The sequence below is a fragment of the Nonomuraea sp. NPDC003201 genome, from assembly GCF_053590415.1.
Genome location: NZ_JBSFTC010000001.1, coordinates 41818 through 62418, shown reverse-complemented (window position 1 = coordinate 62418; position 20601 = coordinate 41818). Strand labels below are relative to the sequence as shown.

The 20601-nt window shown below is 72.8% G+C and carries 14 protein-coding genes; 3 read left to right on the top strand and 11 right to left on the bottom strand.

Annotation, left to right across the window (positions count from 1 at the left end):
- The first annotated feature begins 79 nt into the window (after positions 1–79).
- Positions 80–898, top strand: coding sequence for an SAM-dependent methyltransferase (locus ACWDX9_RS00290; RefSeq protein WP_449947170.1), 819 nt, complete (start codon positions 80–82; stop codon positions 896–898).
- Here the strand turns inward: ACWDX9_RS00290 and ACWDX9_RS00285 are convergent.
- From ACWDX9_RS00285 to ACWDX9_RS00275, 3 genes are all read right to left on the bottom strand, one after another.
- On the bottom strand, positions 888–1460 hold the full coding sequence (locus ACWDX9_RS00285) for a hypothetical protein (RefSeq protein ID WP_449947168.1): 573 nt from the start codon (positions 1458–1460) through the stop codon (positions 888–890). The genes ACWDX9_RS00290 and ACWDX9_RS00285 overlap by 11 nt on opposite strands.
- Positions 1461–1493: 33 nt before the next feature.
- A complete protein-coding gene (locus tag ACWDX9_RS00280) occupies positions 1494–2636 on the bottom strand; it encodes an FAD-dependent monooxygenase (protein ID WP_449947165.1) in 1143 nt (380 codons plus the stop codon).
- Between the two features lie 103 nt (positions 2637–2739).
- Positions 2740–5835, bottom strand: coding sequence for a BTAD domain-containing putative transcriptional regulator (locus ACWDX9_RS00275; RefSeq protein ID WP_449947162.1), 3096 nt, complete (start codon positions 5833–5835; stop codon positions 2740–2742).
- 250 nt (positions 5836–6085) lie between these two features.
- Here ACWDX9_RS00275 and ACWDX9_RS00270 point away from each other — a divergent pair, with 250 nt between their 5' ends.
- A complete protein-coding gene (locus ACWDX9_RS00270; protein ID WP_449947159.1) occupies positions 6086–8635 on the top strand; it encodes a M4 family metallopeptidase in 2550 nt (849 codons plus the stop codon).
- Here ACWDX9_RS00270 and ACWDX9_RS00265 read toward each other — a convergent pair.
- The 4 genes from ACWDX9_RS00265 to ACWDX9_RS00250 form a co-directional block, all read right to left on the bottom strand.
- On the bottom strand, positions 8632–11496 hold the full coding sequence (locus ACWDX9_RS00265; protein WP_449947157.1) for an ATP-binding protein: 2865 nt from the start codon (positions 11494–11496) through the stop codon (positions 8632–8634). The two genes, ACWDX9_RS00270 and ACWDX9_RS00265, sit on opposite strands and share 4 nt — an antisense overlap.
- 300 nt (positions 11497–11796) lie before the next feature.
- Positions 11797–13359, bottom strand: a complete 1563-nt coding sequence (locus ACWDX9_RS00260; RefSeq protein WP_449947155.1) for a cellulase family glycosylhydrolase — start codon at positions 13357–13359, stop codon at positions 11797–11799.
- A 111-nt stretch (positions 13360–13470) separates the two neighbouring features.
- Complete coding sequence (locus ACWDX9_RS00255; protein WP_449947152.1) at positions 13471–14673, bottom strand: tetratricopeptide repeat protein; 1203 nt, start codon at positions 14671–14673, stop codon at positions 13471–13473.
- Positions 14670–16013, bottom strand: a complete 1344-nt coding sequence (locus ACWDX9_RS00250) for an AAA family ATPase (RefSeq protein ID WP_449947149.1) — start codon at positions 16011–16013, stop codon at positions 14670–14672. Before ACWDX9_RS00250 ends, ACWDX9_RS00255 begins: the two co-directional genes overlap by 4 nt.
- Positions 16014–16148: 135 nt before the next feature.
- Here ACWDX9_RS00250 and ACWDX9_RS00245 point away from each other — a divergent pair, with 135 nt between their 5' ends.
- A complete protein-coding gene (locus tag ACWDX9_RS00245) occupies positions 16149–16850 on the top strand; it encodes a hypothetical protein (protein ID WP_449947147.1) in 702 nt (233 codons plus the stop codon).
- Here ACWDX9_RS00245 and ACWDX9_RS00240 read toward each other — a convergent pair whose 3' ends face one another.
- From ACWDX9_RS00240 to ACWDX9_RS00225, 4 genes are all read right to left on the bottom strand, one after another.
- A complete protein-coding gene (locus ACWDX9_RS00240; RefSeq protein ID WP_449947144.1) occupies positions 16851–17600 on the bottom strand; it encodes a sulfite exporter TauE/SafE family protein in 750 nt (249 codons plus the stop codon).
- 57 nt (positions 17601–17657) lie between these two features.
- Positions 17658–18638 carry an NAD(P)-dependent alcohol dehydrogenase gene (locus tag ACWDX9_RS00235; protein ID WP_449947141.1) on the bottom strand — a complete coding sequence of 327 codons (981 nt, stop codon included), beginning with the start codon at positions 18636–18638 and terminating at the stop codon, positions 17658–17660.
- Positions 18639–18737: 99 nt separating this feature from the next.
- Positions 18738–19409, bottom strand: coding sequence for a response regulator transcription factor (locus tag ACWDX9_RS00230; RefSeq protein ID WP_364245146.1), 672 nt, complete (start codon positions 19407–19409; stop codon positions 18738–18740).
- A gap of 67 nt (positions 19410–19476) precedes the next feature.
- The gene (locus ACWDX9_RS00225) at positions 19477–20601 is read right to left on the bottom strand and encodes a sensor histidine kinase (RefSeq protein WP_449947138.1); all 1125 of its coding nucleotides are present in this window, start codon (positions 20599–20601) and stop codon (positions 19477–19479) included.

Genomic DNA, 20601 nt, shown 5'->3' with positions numbered 1-20601 from the left:
CGTAATCTGCCCTATTACGTGCGGGACTGCCGAGTAGTATGGCGTTCGGAGTCGCACGCGTGGAAGGAGACGGCCCCCAGTGACCGAGCTAGAACGCGTTCCGCCCGGAGTGGACCCGACGGTTCCCAGCTCCGCCCGGGTGTACGACTATCTGCTCGGCGGCAAGGACCACGTCGCGGTCGACCGGGCAGTGGCGGAGAAGCTCCTCGCGGTCGCCCCGGACACCCGTCTGGTGGCCAGGGCCAACCGTAGGTTCCAGGTCGAGGCCGTCCGCCATCTGGCGAAGCAGGGCCTGCGGCAGTTCATCGACCTGGGCACCGGCATCCCGACCTCGCCCAGCATCCACGAGACCGTCCGCTCGGTGAACCCGGCCTGCCGAGTGGTCTATGTGGACTACGACCCCGTGGTGCGGCTGCACGCTCAGGTGCTGCTCGCCGACTCGCCGGGCATCGCCAGCATCCAGGCCGATCTGCGCCGCCCCGAGGACGTGCTCTCCGACCCCAGCGTCACCGGCCTGATCGACTTCGAGCAGCCGGTGTGCGTGCTGATGGTCGGGGTGCTCCACTACGTCATGGACGAGGAGGACCCCGGCGGCATCGTGGCCGCCTTCAGGAAGCGCATGGTGCCGGGCAGCTGTCTGGTGGCCACTCACGGGATGGCGGAGAGCGCCCCCGAGGCGATCGCCCAGCTCACGATGGCGACGGCGGGCACCCCCGCGCAGGCGCGGTTCCGCACGCGGGACGAGGTGCTGGAGTTGTTCGAGGGGTTCGAGCTGATCGGGCCGGGCCTGGTGCCCGTCCAGGACTGGCACATCGGCGACGACGAGCCCCACATCCCCCTTCTGGACGGCACCCCGCAGCTGCGCATCGATGGCGGGGTCGGCCTGCTCAGAGCCTGATCCCCTTGATGATCTTCGACAGCTCGGGGACGAGGGGCGTGCTGGCCATCACGGTGACGACGACTCCCTTGCGCTCGACCCAGCCCGCGTACCGGCCGGCGCCGAGCGCGCCGTCGCCCTCCTGGGTGAGCACCTGACGGCCGCCGATCTTCACGGTCTCGGTGTCGCCGGAGAACGTCCCCATGTCGAACGGCCCGTTCTTGAGCTGCGCCGGCTTGCTCGCCTGCGGCCAGCACACGACCCTGACCCAGAGTGAGCGCTGCTTGATGTCCGCGTTGGGGCGGTCGTCCAGCCACTGGTAGCCGTACTCGGTGATGCCGTCGTGCTTGCCGGCGACGACCCCGCCGTACGTGAAGCCCTTCGGGATGTGGTTGACGCGGACCCCCTTGATGGCGGTGGCGCCCCTTGCCGGCTTGTCGATCTTGCTGTCGAACGACCGCTTCACCTCCGCCTTCGTCGGAACGGGGCAGGTGGGGCGCTCCGCGGCCTGGGCGGGCAGGGCGATCAGGGCCGCGGCGACGGGCAGCACGGACAGGGCGGCAAGCTGCTGAATCTTGTTCATGTGTGGGTTGGATGCGGCCGATGCGCGAAAGGTTCAGTACTCCTTCAGCGTGATGTCGTTCGCGAACTTGTCGGTCATCTTCATCATCCAACCGAGCAGGAAGCCGTACTTGAACATCCAGTTCCGCATCCGGATCCCCTTCCTGGTGCGGGGGGCGAGGAAGGGGCCCGCGTTGCCGTTCTTGGCGACCTTGGCGTATCCGCGCATCTGCTCCTCGTACTGCGCGAAGGCCACGCGGTGATCGCCGCCGGCCCGCTTGAGCTCGCCCGCGAGCACGTACGCGCCGACCGTGGCCAGGCCCGTGCCGAAGCCGGCCAGGGTGTTGCCGTACGCGGCGTCGCCGAGCAGCACCACGCGGCCCTGGCTGTAGCGGTCGATGGTGACCTGGCTGAGGGAGTCGAGATAGACGTCCGGGGAGCGGCGCACCGCCTCCATGAGCGCCGGGCCCTGCCAGCCCATGCCCGCGTAGGCGCGGGTCAGCAGCTCCTTCTGCTGCCGCATGTCGTACCGGTCGTAGTCGAGGCGCTCGGAGGCGAAGACGAAGAACGCGGGCGCCTTCGGCCCGCCGACGGCGGCCATCCTGCCGGGCTCGTTGTACATCTTCGAGACCGTGCCGAAGTCCCCCTCGACGTCCACCAGCGCGTAGTAGTAGCCGAGGTGCTTCACGTAGTCGGCCTCGGGGCCGAAGGCGAGGCGGCGGACGTTGGAGTGGATGCCGTCCGCCCCCACCACCAGGTCGAACGTGCGGGGGGCGGAGCGTTCGAAGGTGACGTGCACGCCACCGGGGGTCTCGGTGAGCGAGGTGATCGAGTCGCCGAAGACGTACTCGCAGCTCGCGGCGGTCCGCTCGTAGAAGACCCTGGACAGGTCGCCGCGCTTGATCTCGATCTCGCCGCCGGTGAACTCGCCGGGAATGACCGTCAGCTTGTGGCCGTCCGCGTCGACGATCACCTGGTCACTGCCGCCGGTCTGGAGCGCCTCGATGTCCTTGAGCACCCCCATGCGGGTCAGGACGGTGCGGTGGGTGTGGCCCTTGAAGTCGACGGCCTGGCCGCCGGGGCGCAGCGACGGGGCCTTCTCGACGACGGTGACGTTGAAGCCGTAGCGGGAGAGCAGGAGGGCGAGTGCGGGGCCGCCGATGCTGGCGCCGGAGATGAGGACGTTGGTGTTCTTCATGTCCGTCAGCTTCGCGAGCGCCGCTGACAGCGGGGCGACTGCCGGCTGACAGCCGGGGCGGGCCCTGTCAGCGGCTGGGTCGGCGGCTGGGTCAGCGGCTGGGTCAGCGGTCCGGGCTCGCGGTCGCGATCAGGGTGGCGAGCGCGTCGTCCCTGCTCATCGACGCCCCCTTGGAGTACGCCGCCGCGAATCCCGCGGGCCCGAGGACCTCCGTGGCGGCGGCGGCGATCCTGGCGACGTCCCGATCCCCGGCCACGGCCATGCCACGCAGCGCCACCCCCACCCCGAGCAGCACCGCCGCCCGCTCCGGGTTTTCCGCGGCGTCCAGCAGGCACTGGCCCGCCAGGCCTTCCGCGGCGTCGGCGAGGTCGATGGCCAGCGGCGAATTCAGCGTCATGGCCAGCGCCTCCGCGTGCCGGCGCGCGGCCTCGGGGGCGTCGCCGGTCGCCTCGGCCAGGCGGCCGAGCGCCGTCAGCACGTGCGACCTGGCCCCGTGGGCCTGGAACAGGCCGGTCTCGGAGGCGGCGAACGCGGCCTCCAGGTGGCGGGACGCCTCCGCCAGGTCACCCTCCAGGCGGGCCATCTCGCCCAGCCGCAGACTCACCCACGCCGTCTGTTCCGGCCGCCCGAGCCGGCGCGCCAGATCCCCGGCCCGCTCGCAGTCGGCGCGGGCGGCCCGGGCGTCCCCGGCCCGCCAGCGCGCCTCCGCCCGCCGGTGCAGCACGTCCACCAGCTCCTCCATCGCCCCGAGCTCTTCGAGCAGGCCGACCGCTTCCTGCCACAGCCCCATGGCGCGTCCCCACTCACCGCGCCAGCTCGCGATCAGTCCGAGCCAGTCGAGCCCCTGCGTCTTCCCCCAGCGCTCACCCAAGGCGCCGAACTCCGCGAGCATCGACTCCAGTCCCCGCTCCGCGCCGGCGACGCCGCCGCTCACCAGCTCCAGCAGCGCGCCGCTGAGCCGTCCGAGCGCCTTGCTCCACGGATCCGGCCCCATCACGTGGACGGCGACCGCGTCCCCGGGCACGGGCGGCCCCGCGAGCATCCCCCACAGGGCCGGGCCGAACCGGGACCGCATCGGCCGGTCCAGCGAGCCGATGACCGTCCGGGCCTGCTTCCAGTGCGGGGACTCGGCGTCGGGTACGGCGTGCAGCACCACCAGCACGTACTCCTCCCCCAGCTCGGGGCCGATGGCGTCGAGGAGCCGCACGGCATGCCGGGTCGCCTCCCCCCGCCGCCCGCTCAGCCACCAGTACATGGCCAGCGCCGCCACCAGCCGCGCCGCCGCCGGCGGGTCGTGCTCGACGCTCCACCGCAGCGCCGCCTGCATGTTCGCGTTGTCGGCCGAGAGCAGGGCCAGCCACCGGAGCTGCTCGGCGCTGTAGAGGTGACCGTCGGAGCGGCGCGCGAACTCCAGGAACCAGGCCGCGTGGGCCGCTCTCAGCCGGTCCTCCTCGCCCGCCTCCGCCAGCCGCTCCACGCAGAACAGGCGGATGGTGTCGAGCATGTGGTAGCGCTCGCCGTCGGTCTCGACCAGCGACTTGTCCACCAGGTCGGCCAGCAGGTCGGCGCTGTCCGCGCCGCACACCCGTTCCACCGCCTCCAGGCTCGCGCCACCGGCGAACACGGAGAACTGCCTGGCCAGCGCCTGCTCCTCGGCGTCGAGCAGGCTCCAGCTCCACTCCACGATGGCGTGCAGCGTCTGGTGGCGCGTGGGGGCGGTACGGTCGCCGCGCGACAGCAGCCGGAACCTGTCGTGCTCGGCCAGCCGGGTGGCGATCTCCTCCACGCCGAACGTGCGCATCCGGGCCGCCGCCAGCTCGATGGCCAGCGGCAGGCAGTCCAGCGCCGCGCAGATCCGCAGGACGGCGTCCAGGTTGCCGGGCCCGACCGCGAACTCCTGCCGCACGGCCGCCGCCCGTTCGGCGAACAGCGTGACGGCCGGGTCGGTGGGCAGGGGCGCCAGCGGGACCAGGTGCTCGCCGGTGATGCCCAGCGGCTCCCTGCTCGTCGCCATGATCATCAGGTCGGGGGCGGCGGCGAGGAGGCGGCGGGCCAGCGTGGCGACCTCGGCGAGCACGTGTTCGCAGTTGTCCAGGACGAGGAGGAGGTCCTGCTCGGCCAGCGCCGCCACCAGGCGTTCGGTGGGGTCGGGGAGCCCATGCAGCGCCGACTCGCGCAACCCGAGCGCCGCCAGCACCGCGCTCGCCACCTGCCCGGTCCCGTCCACCAGCGACAGGTCCACGAAGCACGCCTCCCGGCCGCGCCGCGCCGCACCCCCGTCGGCGGCGGCCGTCTCCGGGTGGAGGAGGCGGGTGGCGGCTTCGATGGCCAGGCGGGTCTTGCCGATGCCGCCGGGGCCGACGAGCGTCACCAGGCGGACGCCGCTCAGAGCGGCCAGCCGCGCGAGCTCGTCCTCCCGCCCGACGAGTCGGTTCAGCTGGGCAGGCGGCGCGACCCGCCGGACCTGGTGCCGCTCGGCGCGCAGGATCGCCAGGTGCAGGGCCGCCAGCTCGGGCGAGGGGTCGGTGCCGAGCTCGTCGGCGAGCAGGCGGCGCGTCTCGTCGAAGACGGTCAGCGCCTCGGACGGCCGCCCCGCCGCCTCCAGCGCGCGCATCAGCAGCCCGCGTGGCCGCTCGCGCAGCGGATGCGCGGCCACCAGGTCCTGCAGCGCGGCCACCGGGCTGCCCTCGGGCAGGCCCAGCTCGGCCTCCATCAGGTCCTCCATGGCCGACACCCGCAGCTCCTCCAGCCGGAGCGCCTGCGGCCCCGCGAACGGCGCGTCGGCCACGTCCGCGAGCGCCGGTCCCCGCCACAGCTCCAGGGCCTCCCTCAGCGAGGAGGCGGCTCCCGGGAACCGACCGGCCGCCAGCAGCCTGCGCCCCTCGCGGGACAGCCGCTCGAACCGGTGCGCGTCCACGTCGTCCGGCGAGACCGCCAGCCGGTATCCCGCCCCGTGGAACTCGATCAGGCCGGCCGGCAGGCTCCGCCTGAGCCGGGAGATCTGCGCCTGGATGGCGTTGGCGGCCTCCGTGGGCGGCCGGTCGCCGTACTGGCCGTCGATGAGCCGTTCGACGCTCACCATCCGCCCGGCGTCGAGCAGCAGCAACGCGAGCAGGGCACGCGGGCGCGGACCGCCGATCGCCAGGGGCTCGCCATCGGGGGAGCGCACCTGGAGCGGGCCCAGGATGCCGAATTGCACGCCCCGATTGTCCCCCAACTGAGCAGTTGAAACGGAATTATCGGTATACCTACCGATGCGTATACGTATTTCCCAGTCGGGAGTGACCGTTTAGCGTCGCGGCATCAAGGCGCAACAGCACTGCTAGCTTCCACCCCCCAATCTCCCTGCAATCCCGCCGCCGAGGCGATCCCCGTGCGGCGCGCGGGCCGTCGTGCGCTCACGAAGCGCGCCGGCTCCGAGGGAGATCTTCGAAAGGAGCAGCACAGCCGTGAAACGCAAAGCCTTACTCGCGGCGGTCGTCGGCGTGGCCACGGCCACGACCCTGGCGTTACAGACGCCACCCGCGAACGCCGCCCCTCCGGGAGCCGCACCGCAGCAGCAGCAGCAGACGGCGCGCGTGGGTGACCCCGCCTCGCTCGCCGCACAGGTGGCCGACAAGGCCGTCTCCAGCCAGCTCGACGAGCTCACCCGGGGCCCCGACGAGGCCTACAGCCGCGTGGCGGTCACCCCGGGCGCGGCCGACATGTTCTACGTGTCGTACGAGCGCACCTACAAGGGCCTGCCGATGGTCGGCGGCGACGCCGTCGTGGTCACCGACGCGGCGGGGAACGTCCGGGACACGGTCGCGGCGACGGGCCCGACCCCGGGCGACGTGCCGACCAGGGCCACGGTCAGCGCCGCCAAGGCCACCGAGGTCGCCAGGACCAAGCTCTCGCGCGTGGACGACACCGCCGCGCCCCGCCTGGTCGTCCTGGCCTGGGGCGAGAAGCCGAGGCTGGCCTGGGACGCCACGGTCAGCGGCATCGCCGACGGCAAGCCGAGCATCCAGCACGTGTTCGTGGACGCGCGTACCGGTGAGATCGCCGACTCGTACGACCTCGTACGCGCCGGCACCGGCAACGGCTACTACTACGGCCAGGTCACCATCGGGACCAGCGGCTCCGGCAGCTCGTACTCGATGACCGACACGTCCAGGCCCGGCATCCAGTGCGGCGGACAGAACGGCAGCGCCTACACCGGCACCGACGACGCTTGGGGCAACGCCGGCGGCACCAACCTGGAGACCGCCTGCGTGGACGCGCTCTACAGCGTGCAGCGCGAGTGGGACATGCTGCGCGACTGGCTGGGCCGCAGCGGCATCAACGGCAGCGGCCGCGGCTTCCCCGCGCGGGTCGGGCTCGCCGACGTGAACGCCTACTGGAACGGCAGCTACACCAACTTCGGCCACAGCCAGGACAACGCCCGCCAGGCGACCCCCATCGACGTCGTGGCGCACGAGTTCGGGCACGCGATCTTCCAGACCACCCCGGGCGGCGCCGGATCGGGCAACGAGAACGGCGGCATCAACGAGGGCACCGGTGACATCTTCGGCGCGCTCACCGAGGCGTACGCCGCCAACCCGAACGACCCGGCCGACTACCTGGTCGGCGAGGAGGTCAACCTGGTCGGCGACGGGCCGATCCGGAACATGTACAACCCGAGCGCGCTCGGCGACCCGAACTGCTACTCCTCCTCGATCCCGAGCACCGAGGTGCACGCGGCGGCGGGCCCGCTGAACCACTGGTTCTACCTGCTGGCCGAGGGCAACAACCCCGGCGGCGGCAAGCCGTCCAGCCCGATCTGCTCCGGCGGCCCCTCGTCGGTCACCGGTGTCGGCATCCAGAACGCCGGCAAGATCTACATGGGCGCGCTGGCCCGCAAGACCTCGTCCTGGCGCTACACGAACATCCGCGCCGCCTCTGTCGCGGCCGCGATCGAGCTGTTCGGCGCCAACAGCGCCCAGTGCAACACCACCAAGGCGGCGTGGAGCGCGGTCAGCGTGGCGGCGGCCTCGGGCGAGCCCGCGTGCGGCACCTCGACCAGCGACTTCTCGATCTCGCTCAGCCCGACCTCCGGCAGCGCGGCTCCCGGCGGCTCGGCGACGGCCACGGTCGGCACGCAGACCACCTCCGGCAGCGCCCAGACCGTGACCCTGAGCGCGTCGGGGCTGCCCAGCGGCACCACGGCGAGCTTCAGCCCGTCGTCGGTGACCTCGGGCAACTCCTCGACGCTGACGCTCTCGGTCGGCTCGTCGACGGCGGCGGGCACGTACAACATCACCGTCACGGGGACCGGCTCGACGTCGCACACGGCGACGTACGCGCTCACCGTCAGCTCGAACCCGCCGACGCGTGACTTCTCGATCTCGCTCAGCCCCACATCCGGCACGGTGCAGGCGGGCTCGGCAGCCACGTCCACGGTCAGCACGGCCACCACGGCGGGCACCGCGCAGACGGTGAACCTGTCGGCCGGCGGCCTCCCGACCGGCGCCACGGCCGCGTTCAACCCGGCCTCGGTGACCTCGGGCGGCTCGTCCACGCTGACGATCTCGACCGCGCCCACCACCCCGGCCGGCAGCTACACCGTCACGGTGACGGGCACCGGCGTGACGGGCACGCACACGGCGACGTACGCGCTGACCGTCCAGAGCACCTCCGGCGGCCGGACGTTCACCAACGACACCAACTATCCGATCACCGACTTCAACAACACCCAGAGCTCGATCACCTCCACCGCGACGGGCACCGCGACCTCACCGGTCCGGATCTCGATCACGATCAGCCACACGTGCGCGGAGGACCTCGACATCTGGGTACGCGGGCCGAGCGGCACCTGGTACGCGGTCGACAGGTACGGCGGCACGACCTGCACGCAGTACGGCACCAGGACGTTCACCGTCCCGGTGAGCCAGCAGGCGGCGGGCACCTGGGTGCTCGACATCGAGGACGTTTACGCCGGTGACACCGGCTTCATCGACTCCTGGAGCATCACCGTCTAGCTCTCCACGAGCCCCGGCCGGTCGTCCGGCCGGGGCTCCCGCACGTCCGCCCTCGTCCGCACGCCGAGCTTCTGCAGCACCCTGGCCACGTGGGTGTCCACCGTGCGGCGCGACAGGAACAGCACCTCCGCGATCTCCCGGTTCGTCCGGCCGAGCGCGACCAGCCTGGCCACCTCGCTCTCCCGGGGCGACAGCACCCCGCTGCGGCCCCGCCGGCCCCTGCGCCGCGCCCCGGTCGGATCGATCTCGCGCAGCAGGTGGCGGCAGCGGGCCGCGTCGTGGGTGGCGCCGAGCGCCGCGTACCGCTCGCCCGCGTCGGCGACGAGGTCGGCGGCCCGGGCCCGGTCGCCGAGCGCGAACCGCGCGCCCGCCTCGGCCTCGGCCGCCCGCGCCGCGCCGTACGGCCGCGGCATCGCCTCATACGCGCTCCGGGCCCTGGCGTGGTGGCGGGCCGCCTCCTCCCCGTCCTGGGCCAGCGCCCCTCTGGCGGCGTCCAGCCCGGCCTCCGCCGACGGTGCGTTCCGGCCCTCGATCCCCGCCGCGAACTCCGCCACCAGATCCGCCGCCGCGCCCCGCCTGCCCGCCTTGAGCAGCGCGAGGACGGCGGCCGGCACGAGCTGGTCGCCCCACACCCACACGCCCTTGCGCCGGAGCCGGCCCACCGCCAGATCGGCCTCGCGCAGCGCCGACTCCGGGGAGTCGCGGGTCAGGTGCAGCTCCACCAGCCCGCCGGAGGCCGCCGCGGCGACGGGCAGGAAACCCGAGTCCAGGTCGCGTACGCCGGCCGCCTCCAGGTGCTCGCCGGCCTCGTCCCACTCGCCCCTGGCCAGGGCCAGCATGCCGAGCGTCAGCCGGGCGTCCACCGCCAGCAGCGGCGCCTCGAAGGACATCTCGACGGCGGCGACGGCCCGCTCGCGCAGCCCCTTCCAGCGGCCGGTCAGCAGGTCGAGCCGGATCGACGACATCTCCAGCAGGAACTCCGGGTAGAGCGCGCCGGTCTCCTCGGCGATGCGCCTGCTCTGGTCCGCGAACCGCTCGGCCGCCGCATAGTGCCCGAGCGCCACGGCGGCGTCGTACAGGTTGGAGTAGCCGCGTGCCACCTGGCGGCGCACGGCCGGGGCCGGGTCGTTGACCGGCAGTTCCCCGACCAGCTCGAAGGCGTCGGGCGCGCCGACCAGCATGGCGAAGGTGACCTTGTTGACCAGTACGGCGGCGGTCAGCTCGGGGTCGCGGTCGTCGAGGAGCTTCTCCGCCTGGACCATCCACTCCTGGTGCATGGAGAGCGGCTCGCCGCCCCACGCGGGCATCGCCAGCAGGGCCAGCCCGCGGGCGGCCAGGCTGGGGCTGTCGTGCAGGTCGGGGAGCGCGGCCAGGATCTCCTGGCGGCCGGCGGCGACCGCGCCCGCCTGGTTGGACAGGAGCACGCCCAGGTTGAGCCGGGCCTGGCCGCGTACCTGCGGGGACAGGAAGTCGTCCGACAGCAGGTGGCGCAGGATGCGTACGACGCGGCGGTGGGACAGGCCGATGGCGGCGACCCTGCTGAGCCTGAGCGCCAGCGGGCCGCGGGCGTCGTGGGGGAGCTTGGGGTCGGCGAGCAGCCCTTCGAGCACCTCGACGGCGAGCGGGATGTCGCCGAGCGCGGCGGCGTGGTCGGCGGCGGCGGCGCCGTGGCGCTGCCAGGCCGCGTAGTCGCCGGCGCGGCGGGCGTGGTGGGCGAGCTGGACGAGGGGCGGCAGGTCGAGCCCGGACAGCGCGGTCATGGCCCGGTGGTGGATCTGGCGGCGCTCGGGGCCGGGGATCGTGTCGTAGACGGCCTGCTGGGCGAGGGTGTGGCGGAAGCCGTACTGGCCGTCCTTGTGCTCGAGCAGCACGCCGGCCTCCAGCGCCTGGCCAAGCCCGGGCTCGGACGGGGTGGGCGCGGAGACGGCGGCGATCAAGGTCTCGTCGGCGGGCAGCCCCAGGACGGCGGCGGCCCGCACGACGCGCAGCGCGGCCGGCGACAGCCCGGCGAGCCGTTCGGTCATCGCCTCGCGCAGCAGCAGCGGCACGGCCATGCGGTCGAGCGCGTCCGGCTCGGGTAAGCGGCCCTCGTCGTCGAGCAGCGAGCGCACCACCTCCTCGATCACGAACGGCACGCCCGCGGTGCGTTCGTGCAGCCGGGCGGCGAACTCGGGGGTCGGCGCCGACCGGCCGAGCAGCGCGCCGGTGAGGCTGCGCACACCCTCGACGTCGAGCGGGGTCAGCGAGATCACCTCGCCGCGCACCCCGGGAGTCCGCCGGTACGCGTGCCCGAACGGCAGCCCCGGCACCGGCAGCTCCTCCCGCCGGAACGTCACCACCAGCGCCAGCCCGTCGGGCGGCTGGTCGGTGAGGAAGCGCAGCAGGTCACGGGTGCCGTCGTCGGCCCAGTGCAGGTCCTCCACGACGAGGACGACGGGACCGGCCGCGGCCAGCAGCGCGTGGACGGCCCGGAACAGCCGGTGCCGCTCGGCCCGCGGATCGTCGAACGCCGGCGGCGACGGGGCGGGCGGGAGGTGGCCGGCCAGCTCGGGCAGGTGGCCGCGCAGGACGCCGGTGAGCGGGCTGAGCCGGTCCTGGGGCGGGAGCGCCGGTGCGACGTCCCGGAGCGCGTCGAGCACCGGGCCGTACGGGAGCGGCTCGCGGATCTGGTGGCAGTGGCCGAGCAGCACGGTTCGCCCGCTTTGACGCAGGGGGTCGATGGCCGCTCTGACGAGCCTGGTCTTGCCGATGCCCGCCTCGCCCTGCACCTGGATGACGGAGGGGGGCTCCGCGATGGCGCCGGTGAGCAGCCGCAACTGGGTGTCGCGCCCGACCAATGCGGGAGAAGCCGCGCTTGCCATCGGGGTCTCCGTAACAGTGCAGGTTTACTCCCTTTGTCGGAATCCGTTATCCACTACGTGGGACCCGTGGTCAACCCTCTTTGCCTTTGGTGGAGGGAGACGTTAGGGACGCCGTCTTCGGGGGAGGGCCGTAGAGGATGCGCTCCCTTGGGGAAGGGAAAGCGAGCGCCCGCCCCGCGGTGCTCGGTCGTGGATCGCGGGGCGGGCGCTCGTTCGGGGGCCGCGGGCGGGAGCGCGTCCGCCCGCGACGGCGGAGGGTCAGGAGCTCGCGACGGCGGGAGCCCGTGACGGTGGGAAGGGTCAGGAGCAGGTGGCGTTGGCAGGCTGGGCGGCCGTGCCGTTGGCGGTGAAGCCGACGGCGACCGACGCGCCGGGGGCGAGGTTCCTGGCGTAGTCGGGGCCCTTGGCGGTCCACGTGGTGCCCGACTGGGTCACGACCGCGTTCCAGCCGTTGACCAGCGTCACCCCCGACGGGAACGTCCAGGTTGCGGCCCAGTTGTTGATCGTGCCGGTGCCGGTGTTCTTCACCGTCAGCTCGCCCTGGAAGCCGCCCTGCCAGGAGCTCGTCTGCTTGTACGTCACCGTGCACTGCCCGGGAGGGTTGGGCGTGGGCGTGTCGGAGGGCTGCCCGGTGCCGCCGGTCGGCGGGATCAGGTACGGCTGGAGGATGGCCTGCTTGGCCTGGTTGACGGTGGTCCAGTCGTCGTTGAGGATGCCCCCGGTGTCACCGGAGTTCGGGTTCCACGACCAGTAGGTGAACGACATCCCGTTCACCCCGGTCCCGGTGTACTTCAGGAGCTCCTGCAGCCAGATCTTGTCCACGTTCGCGGCCAGGGTGGTGCCGAACTCGCCGATCATGATCGGCGCGATGTTCTGCTTGTACAGGTAGCCCCAGTACTTGTCCCAGATGGCCGGCAGGTTGGCGGGGTAGTCGGGGGCGTCGAACCAGGTCTGGTGGTAGACCGAGGTCGCGTAGTCGTGGGGCGAGTAGACCAGGCGGTTGGCCACGTTGAGCCGTACCGGATACTGGCCCGCCTTCGACAGGTTGCCGCCCCACCAGCCGCAGTCCTCGTCGTTGGTGGGATCGCCGTCCCACACGTTGGACAGGCCGCCGCTCGGGCAGCTCACGCCCTCCACGAAGATCAGCCAGTTGGGGTTGACCGAAAGGACCGCGTTGCCGGCCCGCTCGGCGGCCAGCCGCCAGTCGCGGGCCTGGTCGCCGCAGCCCCAGCAGGAGCCGGTCGCGTTGGGGTTGGTGCCCTCGGCGTGCGGCTCGTTGTGCAGGTCGGCGCCGATGACGGTGGGGTTGTTCGCGTAGTGCTGGGCCAGCGTCTTCCAGTCGTTGATCCAGGTGCTCTCGGGCGTGGCGGCGACGTACCAGAGCGCGGACTGGCCCGCGGCGGTCGGGCGGTGGCGGTCGAGGATGATCCGCATGCCCTTGCCGCCCGCGTACGCGATGATCTTGTCCAGGATCTGCAGCGGCGACAGGCCGATCAGGTCGGGGTTGACGTAGTCGTTGATGCCGGTGGCCGTGGCGCCGGACTTGAGCGCGTCGTTGGAGTACGGCACGCGGATCGTGTTGTAGCCCAGCGAGGCCATCTTGTCGATGTGGCCCTTCCAGGGAGTGCTCGACCACAGGCCGTGGAAGGTCCGGTTGTCGGTCTCCATGCCGAACCAGTTCAGGCCGGTCAGGCGCACGGTCGCGCCCGTGCTGTCAACGATCTTGTTGCCGCTGGTGTGCAGGTAGCCGGTGCCCGTGCCGGCGGCCGCGCCTGCCGGGGCGGCGGTGGTCACCGCGACAGCGACTGCCGCTCCGGCCACCAGCGTGGCCAGGGCGGCCGTCATCGCCTTGGACAAGTGCATGGGGGTGCCTTTCGGAGAGGGAGAACGCGGCGTCATGCTCGGACGCCGTCTTCACGCTCGTCAACGCACCGTGGGTTCTATGGCTGTGACCAGGCAGAATGCTTGAAAGTTTCACCGGGCAGGCTGGCGCTCGGGAGCGGGGAACAACCGGCGTACGCCGGCGGCCACCCAGATCGTGCCGATCCCGGCGTACAGGGCCAGCAGCGCGGCGCTCGGCGAGCCGAGGACCACGGACGCGACGATCGCGACCACGAGCAGCCCCGTCCAGCCGTACAGCGCGCGGCGCCCGCGGGCCGAGCCCGTGTGCGTGGCCTCCTGCACCGGGGTGACCAGCGCCATGAGCGCCGCCCCCGCCATGCCGAGCGCGTCCTGGCCGAGCGCGATGCCCAGCGCGAGCACGCCCACCCCGGCGGCCAGCAGCGCGCAGCTCGCGATGGCCACGCGGGCCTCGACTCCCTCGAACAGCAGCCTGGTCGCCTTCGCGCGGGCCAGCCGCAGCACGGTCACCGCCTCGGCCACCCACGCCGCCCAGTGCAGCACCGCGATGAGGACGAACACGGCGATGAGCGGCGGCACCGCGGGCAGCAGGAGGACCATCCGCCAGCCGCCCAGGAACCGGCCGCGCAGGTTCGACAGGATCCGGTAGAGCGGGTTGCGCTGCTTGAGCGCCATGACGAGGAGGTCCCTGGCCGGGTCGAAGCCGGGGTCGAGCCGGAGCACCTCGCGGAAGGCCGCGGCGGCCGTCTTCGCGTCGCCGGCGGCCAGCGCCGCGTGCCCGTACGCCAGGTGCGCGGTCTCGCTCTCCGGATCGAGCCGTACGGCGTCCGCGGCGGCGGCCCTGGCCTGCTCCGCCTCCCCGAGCTTGACGTGCGCCATGGCCAGGAGGCTCACCAGGTCCGACTCCTGCGGATCGATGGCCAGCCCCCGGCGGGCCGCCTCGACCACCTGGCGGTACCGGCCCAGCCGCAGGTGGGCGCGGGCCAGCAGCTCCCAGGTCGACGCCGACTCGGGGTTGTGCGCCAGCGACGTCTCGGCGGCGGTGACGGCCAGGTCCGGCCGCTGGATGCGGAGGTAGACCTGCCCGGCCATGTAGTGCGGGTACGACTGGTCGGGCGCCAGCCGTACCGCCTCCTGGGCCGCGGACACGGCCTCGGCGGTCCTGCCCTGCTGGACGAGGGCCAGCCCGAGCAGCGAGAACGCGGTGAAGTGCTCGGGCATGACGGCGAGCACGCCGCGCAGCTCCCGCTCCGCGTCGGCCGGGCGGCGCATCTGCAGCAGCGTGCCGGCCCGCTGGATCGACTCGCGTGGGTTCACCGCTTGCCCTTGATCCAGGGCATCAGCTCGTCCCACGCACCGGACTCGTTGGCGTGCAGCACGTAGTTGCGCGCGGTGGCCAGCCACTCGCGCACGGCGGTGGGCCTGGCGACCTGGGCGACGGCCAGCAGGTCGTGGGTGTTCATCGGGATGGGCCGGCCGGCGCTGATCGACTGGTGGAGCTTGGCCTCCACCGCGCGGTCCACCACGCCCTTCAGGTCCGCGCCGACGAAGTGGTCGGTCACCCGCGCCACCGCGTCGAAGTCCATCTCGGCCAGCGGCTTGTCGCGGCAGAGGAGGCGCAGGATGGCCGCGCGCGCCGACGCGTCGGGCGGCGGCACGAACACGAGCTGGTCGAAGCGGCCAGGGCGGCGGAACGCCACGTCGATGTACCAGGGCGCGTTCGTGGCGGCCAGCACCAGGACGCCCTCGTTGGCGTCCTGGTCCACGCCGTCGAGCTCGGCCAGGAACTGGTTGACCAGCTGCCGGGTGTGGGCCTGGCGCATGTCGGAGCGGCGCGCGGCCAGCGCGTCCACCTCGTCGAAGAACAGCACGCACGGGCGGTTGCGGCGGGCCAGTTCGAACGTGGCGCGCAGGTTGCGCTCGCTCGACCCCACGTACATGTCGAGGATGTCGGACAGGCCGACGTTGACGAACGACGCGCCGAGCTCGCCGGCCGCGGCCCTGGCCAGGTGGGTCTTGCCCGCTCCGGGCGGGCCGTACATCAGGACGCCGCCGCCGGCGCGCTTGCCGTACGCGGCGAACAGCTCGGGCTGCTGGAGCGGCAGCAGCAGCTTCACCCGCAGCGCCTCCTTGACCTCGTCCATCCCGGCCACGTCGGCGAAGGTGACCTTCGACTTCTCCACCTCCGCGCCGGAGGGCGCGTCCGCAGGCGTCGTCGCGTACGGGGCGGGCGCCGCGGGCACGGACGGGGCGACCGGGGTGGTCAGGCGGGCGGCCAGCTCGGGGTCGGCGACGGACGCGTCACGGGAGACCGCCTCGTGGTAGCGGTAGGCCGCCCGGCCGAAGTCGCCCTCGCCGAGCAGGGCCCTGGCCGCGAGCACGCCCATCCGCGGCGGGTAGCCGGGCGAGGCCAGGAACGGCTCCAGCGCAGAGAGCGCCGCGCCGTGGGCGCTCTGCCGGACGAACGCCTCCGCCAGCCCCGCCGAGATGTCCGGGTCCTTGGGCGCGAGCAGGAGCGCGGCGCGGAACTCGGCCTCGGCGTCGGCCAGGTACCCCTTGGTCAGCAGCTGCTCGGCGAGATGCCGGCGGAGCGGGAGGTTGTCCGGAGACAGGCGGGCCGCCTCGCGTAGTGCCTGGAGGCCGGCATCGTCGGGCACGTGCCTGGTCCCTTCTGTCGCAGGATTCGGTCGTACTAAAACTACGCAGATTACATCCTGGTAGTGCTGGCTCTACCGCCGGTTCTCGCGACAGCGCCCGTGTGCGCGGGCGCGCCCGCCGCTTGGATCGGTGGCATGACGATCACGCACACGCTTCCCGGGCGCTGGGTCGAGGGCGCCGGGCTGGTGCTCGGCCCGTCGCTGCTGCTCGCCGGGGTGCTCATCCGGGCGGGCGAGGGCGACTTCTTCCCCGACCAGCTCGCCGCCTACGCCGCCCACCCGGAGCGGATGGTCCTGTCCTACAGCCTGTACGCCGCCGGCGTCGTGCTCCTGTGGCCCGCGGTGACCTCGCTGGCCCGCCTGATCAGGAGCTCGCACCCCGGCTGGGCGCAATGGGGCGCCACGCTGGTGATCCTCGGCCTTTTCGGACGGGTCTTCCACGCCGGGGTGAGCCACCTGGCCTTCCACCTGGTGGACGTCCTCGGGCTGGACGCGGCGCGGCGGGCGGTCGAGGCCACCTACAGCGCCTTCCACGTGTTCAAGGCGGTCAACGTCTGCATCATGGCCGGCTGGATCGTGCTCGCCGTCGGCGCCTACCGCGCCAGGGCGCTCGGCGTGATCCGGTGCGTCTGCCTCGCGCTGGCGGCCGGGCTGCCGCTGGGCGTGCTCAAGGGCAGCAGCGACCCGATCTCGCTGGTCGCGCTGGCCGGGCTGGCGGTCGCGTTCGTGCCGCTGGGCGTCGCCGTGCTGCGCGCCGGCCCCGCTCCCCGGTGGTGGGCCGCGGCCCTGGTCGTGGCGCTGATCCCGGCCGCGTTCTTCTTCGGGCTGTCCGGCTGATCAGGTGGCCAGGAGCTTGACGATCGCGACGACGCCGATGCAGACGATCACGCCGCGCAGGATCGGCGCGGGCAGCCTGCGGCCCAGGCGCGCGCCGAGGAAGCCGCCGATCATCGAGCCCAGCGCCACCAGCAGCACGGCCTGCCAGTCGACGTCCGCGACCAGGATGTACAGGACGGCGGCGGTGAAGTTGACCAGCAGGGCGAGCACGTTCTTGGCCGCGTTGACGCGCTGCAGCTCCTCGTCCAGCATGATGCCCATCAGGCCGATGAGCAGGATGCCCTGGCCCGCGCCGAAGTAGCCGCCGTAGGCGCCGGCGGCGAGCGTGCCCAGCCACAGCCACGGCCCGCCGTGCGCGCGCCCGGGCCGGGCGGACAGCAGGCGGCTCAGCCTGGGCTGGATGAGGACCAGCGCGCAGGACAGGGCGATCAGCACGCTCACGATCATGTTGAAGCTGCTCTCGGGCAAGTTGAGCAGCAGCAGCCCGCCGGCCAGCGAGCCGATGACGGAGGCCGGGGCCAGCCTGAGCAGCCGCTCCCGCTGGCCCTTCAGCTCGGCCCGGTAGCCCATGACGCCGGTGAGGCCGCCGGGGACCAGGCCGATGTTGTTGGAGACGTTCGCCGTGATCGGCGGCAGGCCGACGGCCAGCAGCGTGGGGAACGTGATCAGCGACCCGGAGCCGACGACGGTGTTGATGGCCCCGCCCGCCACCCCGGCCGCCAGCACCGCGACCATCTCCAGTGGTGTCATGCTCGGAACTCTAGGACACATCTCTCTTACTAAGACAAATCAGTCCAAGATGTGGGATCAGATGGAGATCGCCACCTTGCCGGACGCGTGGCCCTCCTCCTGGTAGCTGACGGCCGCCGGGATCTCCGCGAACGGGTAGGTCCGGTCGATCACCGGGTGGATCTCGCCGCCCTCGATCAGCTCGGCCAGCGTCATGAGGTTCTGCTTGGTCTCCGTGCAGGGCACGACCTGCGTCACGACCACCCGCTGGGACACGAACAGCCCCGCGATGACCGTCGCGAACACGTGGCTCGCGGGCTGGAACCAGCGGCCGGCCGGGCCGCCGACGAGGACGTGGGTCGCCTTGCGGGTCATCACCCGCCGGCAGGCGGAGCCCGAGCGGCTGCCCGCGATGTCCAGCAGCAGGTCGTAGCGCCGCCCGCTCCGGGTGAAGTCCTCCTTGGTGTAGTCGACGACCTCGTCGGCGCCGAGCGACCTGACCAGGCCCACGTTCCTGGAGCTGCACACGCCGGTGACGTGCGCGCCGAACACCTTGGCGAGCTGGACGGCGAACGTGCCCACGCCGCCGGAGGCCCCGTTGATGAGAACGCGCTCCCCGGGCTGGACGCGGCCGTCGTCGCGCAGGGCCAGCAGGGCGGTGCCGGCCGCCATCGGCACCGCCGCCGCCTCCTCGAACGAGATGTTCCTCGGCTTGAGCGCCAGCTCGCTCTCCGGCACGCACACGTACTCGGCGAAGCCGCCCTGCTTGGGCATCGCGTACACCTCGTCGCCGGGCCGGAACCCGGTCACGTCCTTGCCGACCGCCTCCACCTCCCCGGCCACGTCGGCGCCGAGGACGCTGAACTGCGGGGCGCGCAGCCCCGGGCCGCCGCCCATCACACGGGCGACGTACGGCTCGCCGCGGAGGAAGTGCCAGTCGTAGGGCTGGACGGAGGTGGCGCGCACCCGGACCAGCACCTCGTCGTCGCCGGGAACGGGCTGGTCGATGTCGGTCAGGACGAGGGGTGAGCCGTACGCGGGAAGGACGAACGCTTTCATGGCTTTCTCCTTGTGGGGGACTCGCGACCAGTGTCGCCAGACCCGCCACGCCCGCTCTACGGCCGAAAGTACGACCTCTTCCCTGGCCGATCGGCCCGATCAGAGCTTGACGCGCTTGGTCTCGTACGCCCACATGGCGATCTCGACGCGGTTGCGGACGCCGAGCTTGAGCATGAGGCTCGCGATGTGGCTCTTGACCGTGCTGAGGGAGATGTGCAGCTCGTCGGCGATCTCGTTGTTGGTCCGCCCGCGGGCCACGGTGGCCAGGATCTCCTCCTCCCGGCCGGTCAGCGCCTCGCGGGGCTGCGCCGGCGGCGTGGCGCGCCCGGAGTAGGCGAAGGTCTGCAGCAGCCGGGCCGTGATGTTGGGGGCGATGAGCGCGTCGCCGTCGGCCGCGGCGCGGACGGCCTGGGCGAGCAGGTCCGGGCCGGCGTCCTTGAGCAGGAAGCCGCGGGCGCCGGCCCTGAGGGCGGCATAGACGTACTCGTCGAGGTCGAAGGTGGTGATGACGACGACGGCGAGCGGATCGGCGACGCCCGGCCCGGCCAGGCGGCGGGTGGCCTCGATGCCGTCGAGGCGGGGCATCCGGATGTCGAACAGGCACACGTCGGGACGCAGCCGCTGCGCGAGCTCGACGGCCCGCCGCCCGTCGCCGGCCTCGCCGACGACCTCGATGCCGGGCTGCGCGTCGAGGATCATCCTGAGCCCGGTGCGGGCGATCTCCTGGTCGTCCGCGACGATCACCTGGATGTCGCGGTCCTGGGCGGTCACGTCGCCGCTCCGGTGCGGGGGAGCACGGCGGTCACGTCGCCGCCCCGGGCGTGGCGGAGCATGGCGGTCACGTCGCCGCTCCCGTACGGGGCAGTACGGCGGTGACGGTCCAGCCGCGGCCGGGGTCGGGGCCGGCCTCGCAGGTGCCGCCGAGCAGGCCGGCGCGCTCGGTCATCCCGATGAGCCCGTAGCCGGGCATCGGGTTCGCGGAGCTCGTCTCGCCGTCGTCGCTGACGCGCAGGCGCACCGACGTGTCGTCGGCGGCGACGCGGATCCGGATGCGGGTGGCGTGCCGGGCGTGCCGCCGGGCGTTGGTGACCGATTCCTGCGCGATGCGGTAGATCGCGGCGTCGACCGCCGGAGGCAGGTCGTCGAGGTCGCCCAGCATCTCCACCTCCACGGACGGGCCGAGGCGGACGCGCCCGGCGAGCTCTTCGAGATCGGTGATCCGCCGTCCGGGCGCCAGGTCCGCCGGCTCGTTGCGGCGCAGGACGCGGACCATGGCGCGCATCTCGGCAAGGGTACGCGACGCCTCCGCCTCGATCACGCGGAGCGCGTCGATGGCGGCCTCCGGCTTCGAGGGCGCCGTGGCCAGGCCCGCCTGCGCCCGGATCGCCATGGCGGAGACGTGGTGGGCGACGATGTCGTGCAGGTCGCGGGCCAGTTGCTCGCGTTCGAGCAGCTTGACCTGGTCGAGCTCGCGCATCCGGGCCCTCGCCCGGAACCGGAACGCCACCCCCAGCGTGACGGCCGAGAAGATGACGGCGAACGCGCCGACCGCGTCTGCCGGGGCGAGGTCGTAGAAGGACGCCGAGACGCCGACGGACAGCAGCATGATCCCGAAGCCGAGCACGATCTCGTGCCCCGACCCCCACCGGTAGAGCGCGTACACGATGATCAGCAGGAACGCCATCGTGTACGTCTCGGCACGGTGACCGCCCGTCGCCAGCGGGGCCAGCATCGTGGTGACGAAAGGGATCGCGAGCATCAGCAGCGGCCTGGTGCGCCGCCAGAGCAGCGTGAACACCAGCCCGACCGTGACGGTCACGGAGACGGCCCGCCACGGCAGGTCGGGGCGGACGACCCCTTCGAGCACCGCGAGCGGCACGAGCACCCCTACGAGCGCCCAGTCCCGCCAGACGCGTAACGGAGGATCGGGGGGACGGGGCTCGTTCCACAAGGAGCGAAACAC

Bases quoted from the DNA above. Each gene is read 5' to 3' on its own strand.
- ACWDX9_RS00285 (WP_449947168.1), bottom strand. From the start codon at position 1,460: ATGAACAAGATTCAGCAGCTTGCCGCCCTGTCCGTGCTGCCCGTCGCC.
- ACWDX9_RS00280 (WP_449947165.1), bottom strand. From the start codon at position 2,636: ATGAAGAACACCAACGTCCTCATCTCCGGCGCCAGCATCGGCGGCCCC.
- ACWDX9_RS00265 (WP_449947157.1), bottom strand. From the start codon at position 11,496: ATGGCAAGCGCGGCTTCTCCCGCATTGGTCGGGCGCGACACCCAGTTG.
- ACWDX9_RS00260 (WP_449947155.1), bottom strand. From the start codon at position 13,359: ATGCACTTGTCCAAGGCGATGACGGCCGCCCTGGCCACGCTGGTGGCC.
- ACWDX9_RS00245 (WP_449947147.1), top strand. From the start codon at position 16,149: ATGACGATCACGCACACGCTTCCCGGGCGCTGGGTCGAGGGCGCCGGG.
- ACWDX9_RS00240 (WP_449947144.1), bottom strand. From the start codon at position 17,600: ATGACACCACTGGAGATGGTCGCGGTGCTGGCGGCCGGGGTGGCGGGC.
- ACWDX9_RS00235 (WP_449947141.1), bottom strand. From the start codon at position 18,638: ATGAAAGCGTTCGTCCTTCCCGCGTACGGCTCACCCCTCGTCCTGACC.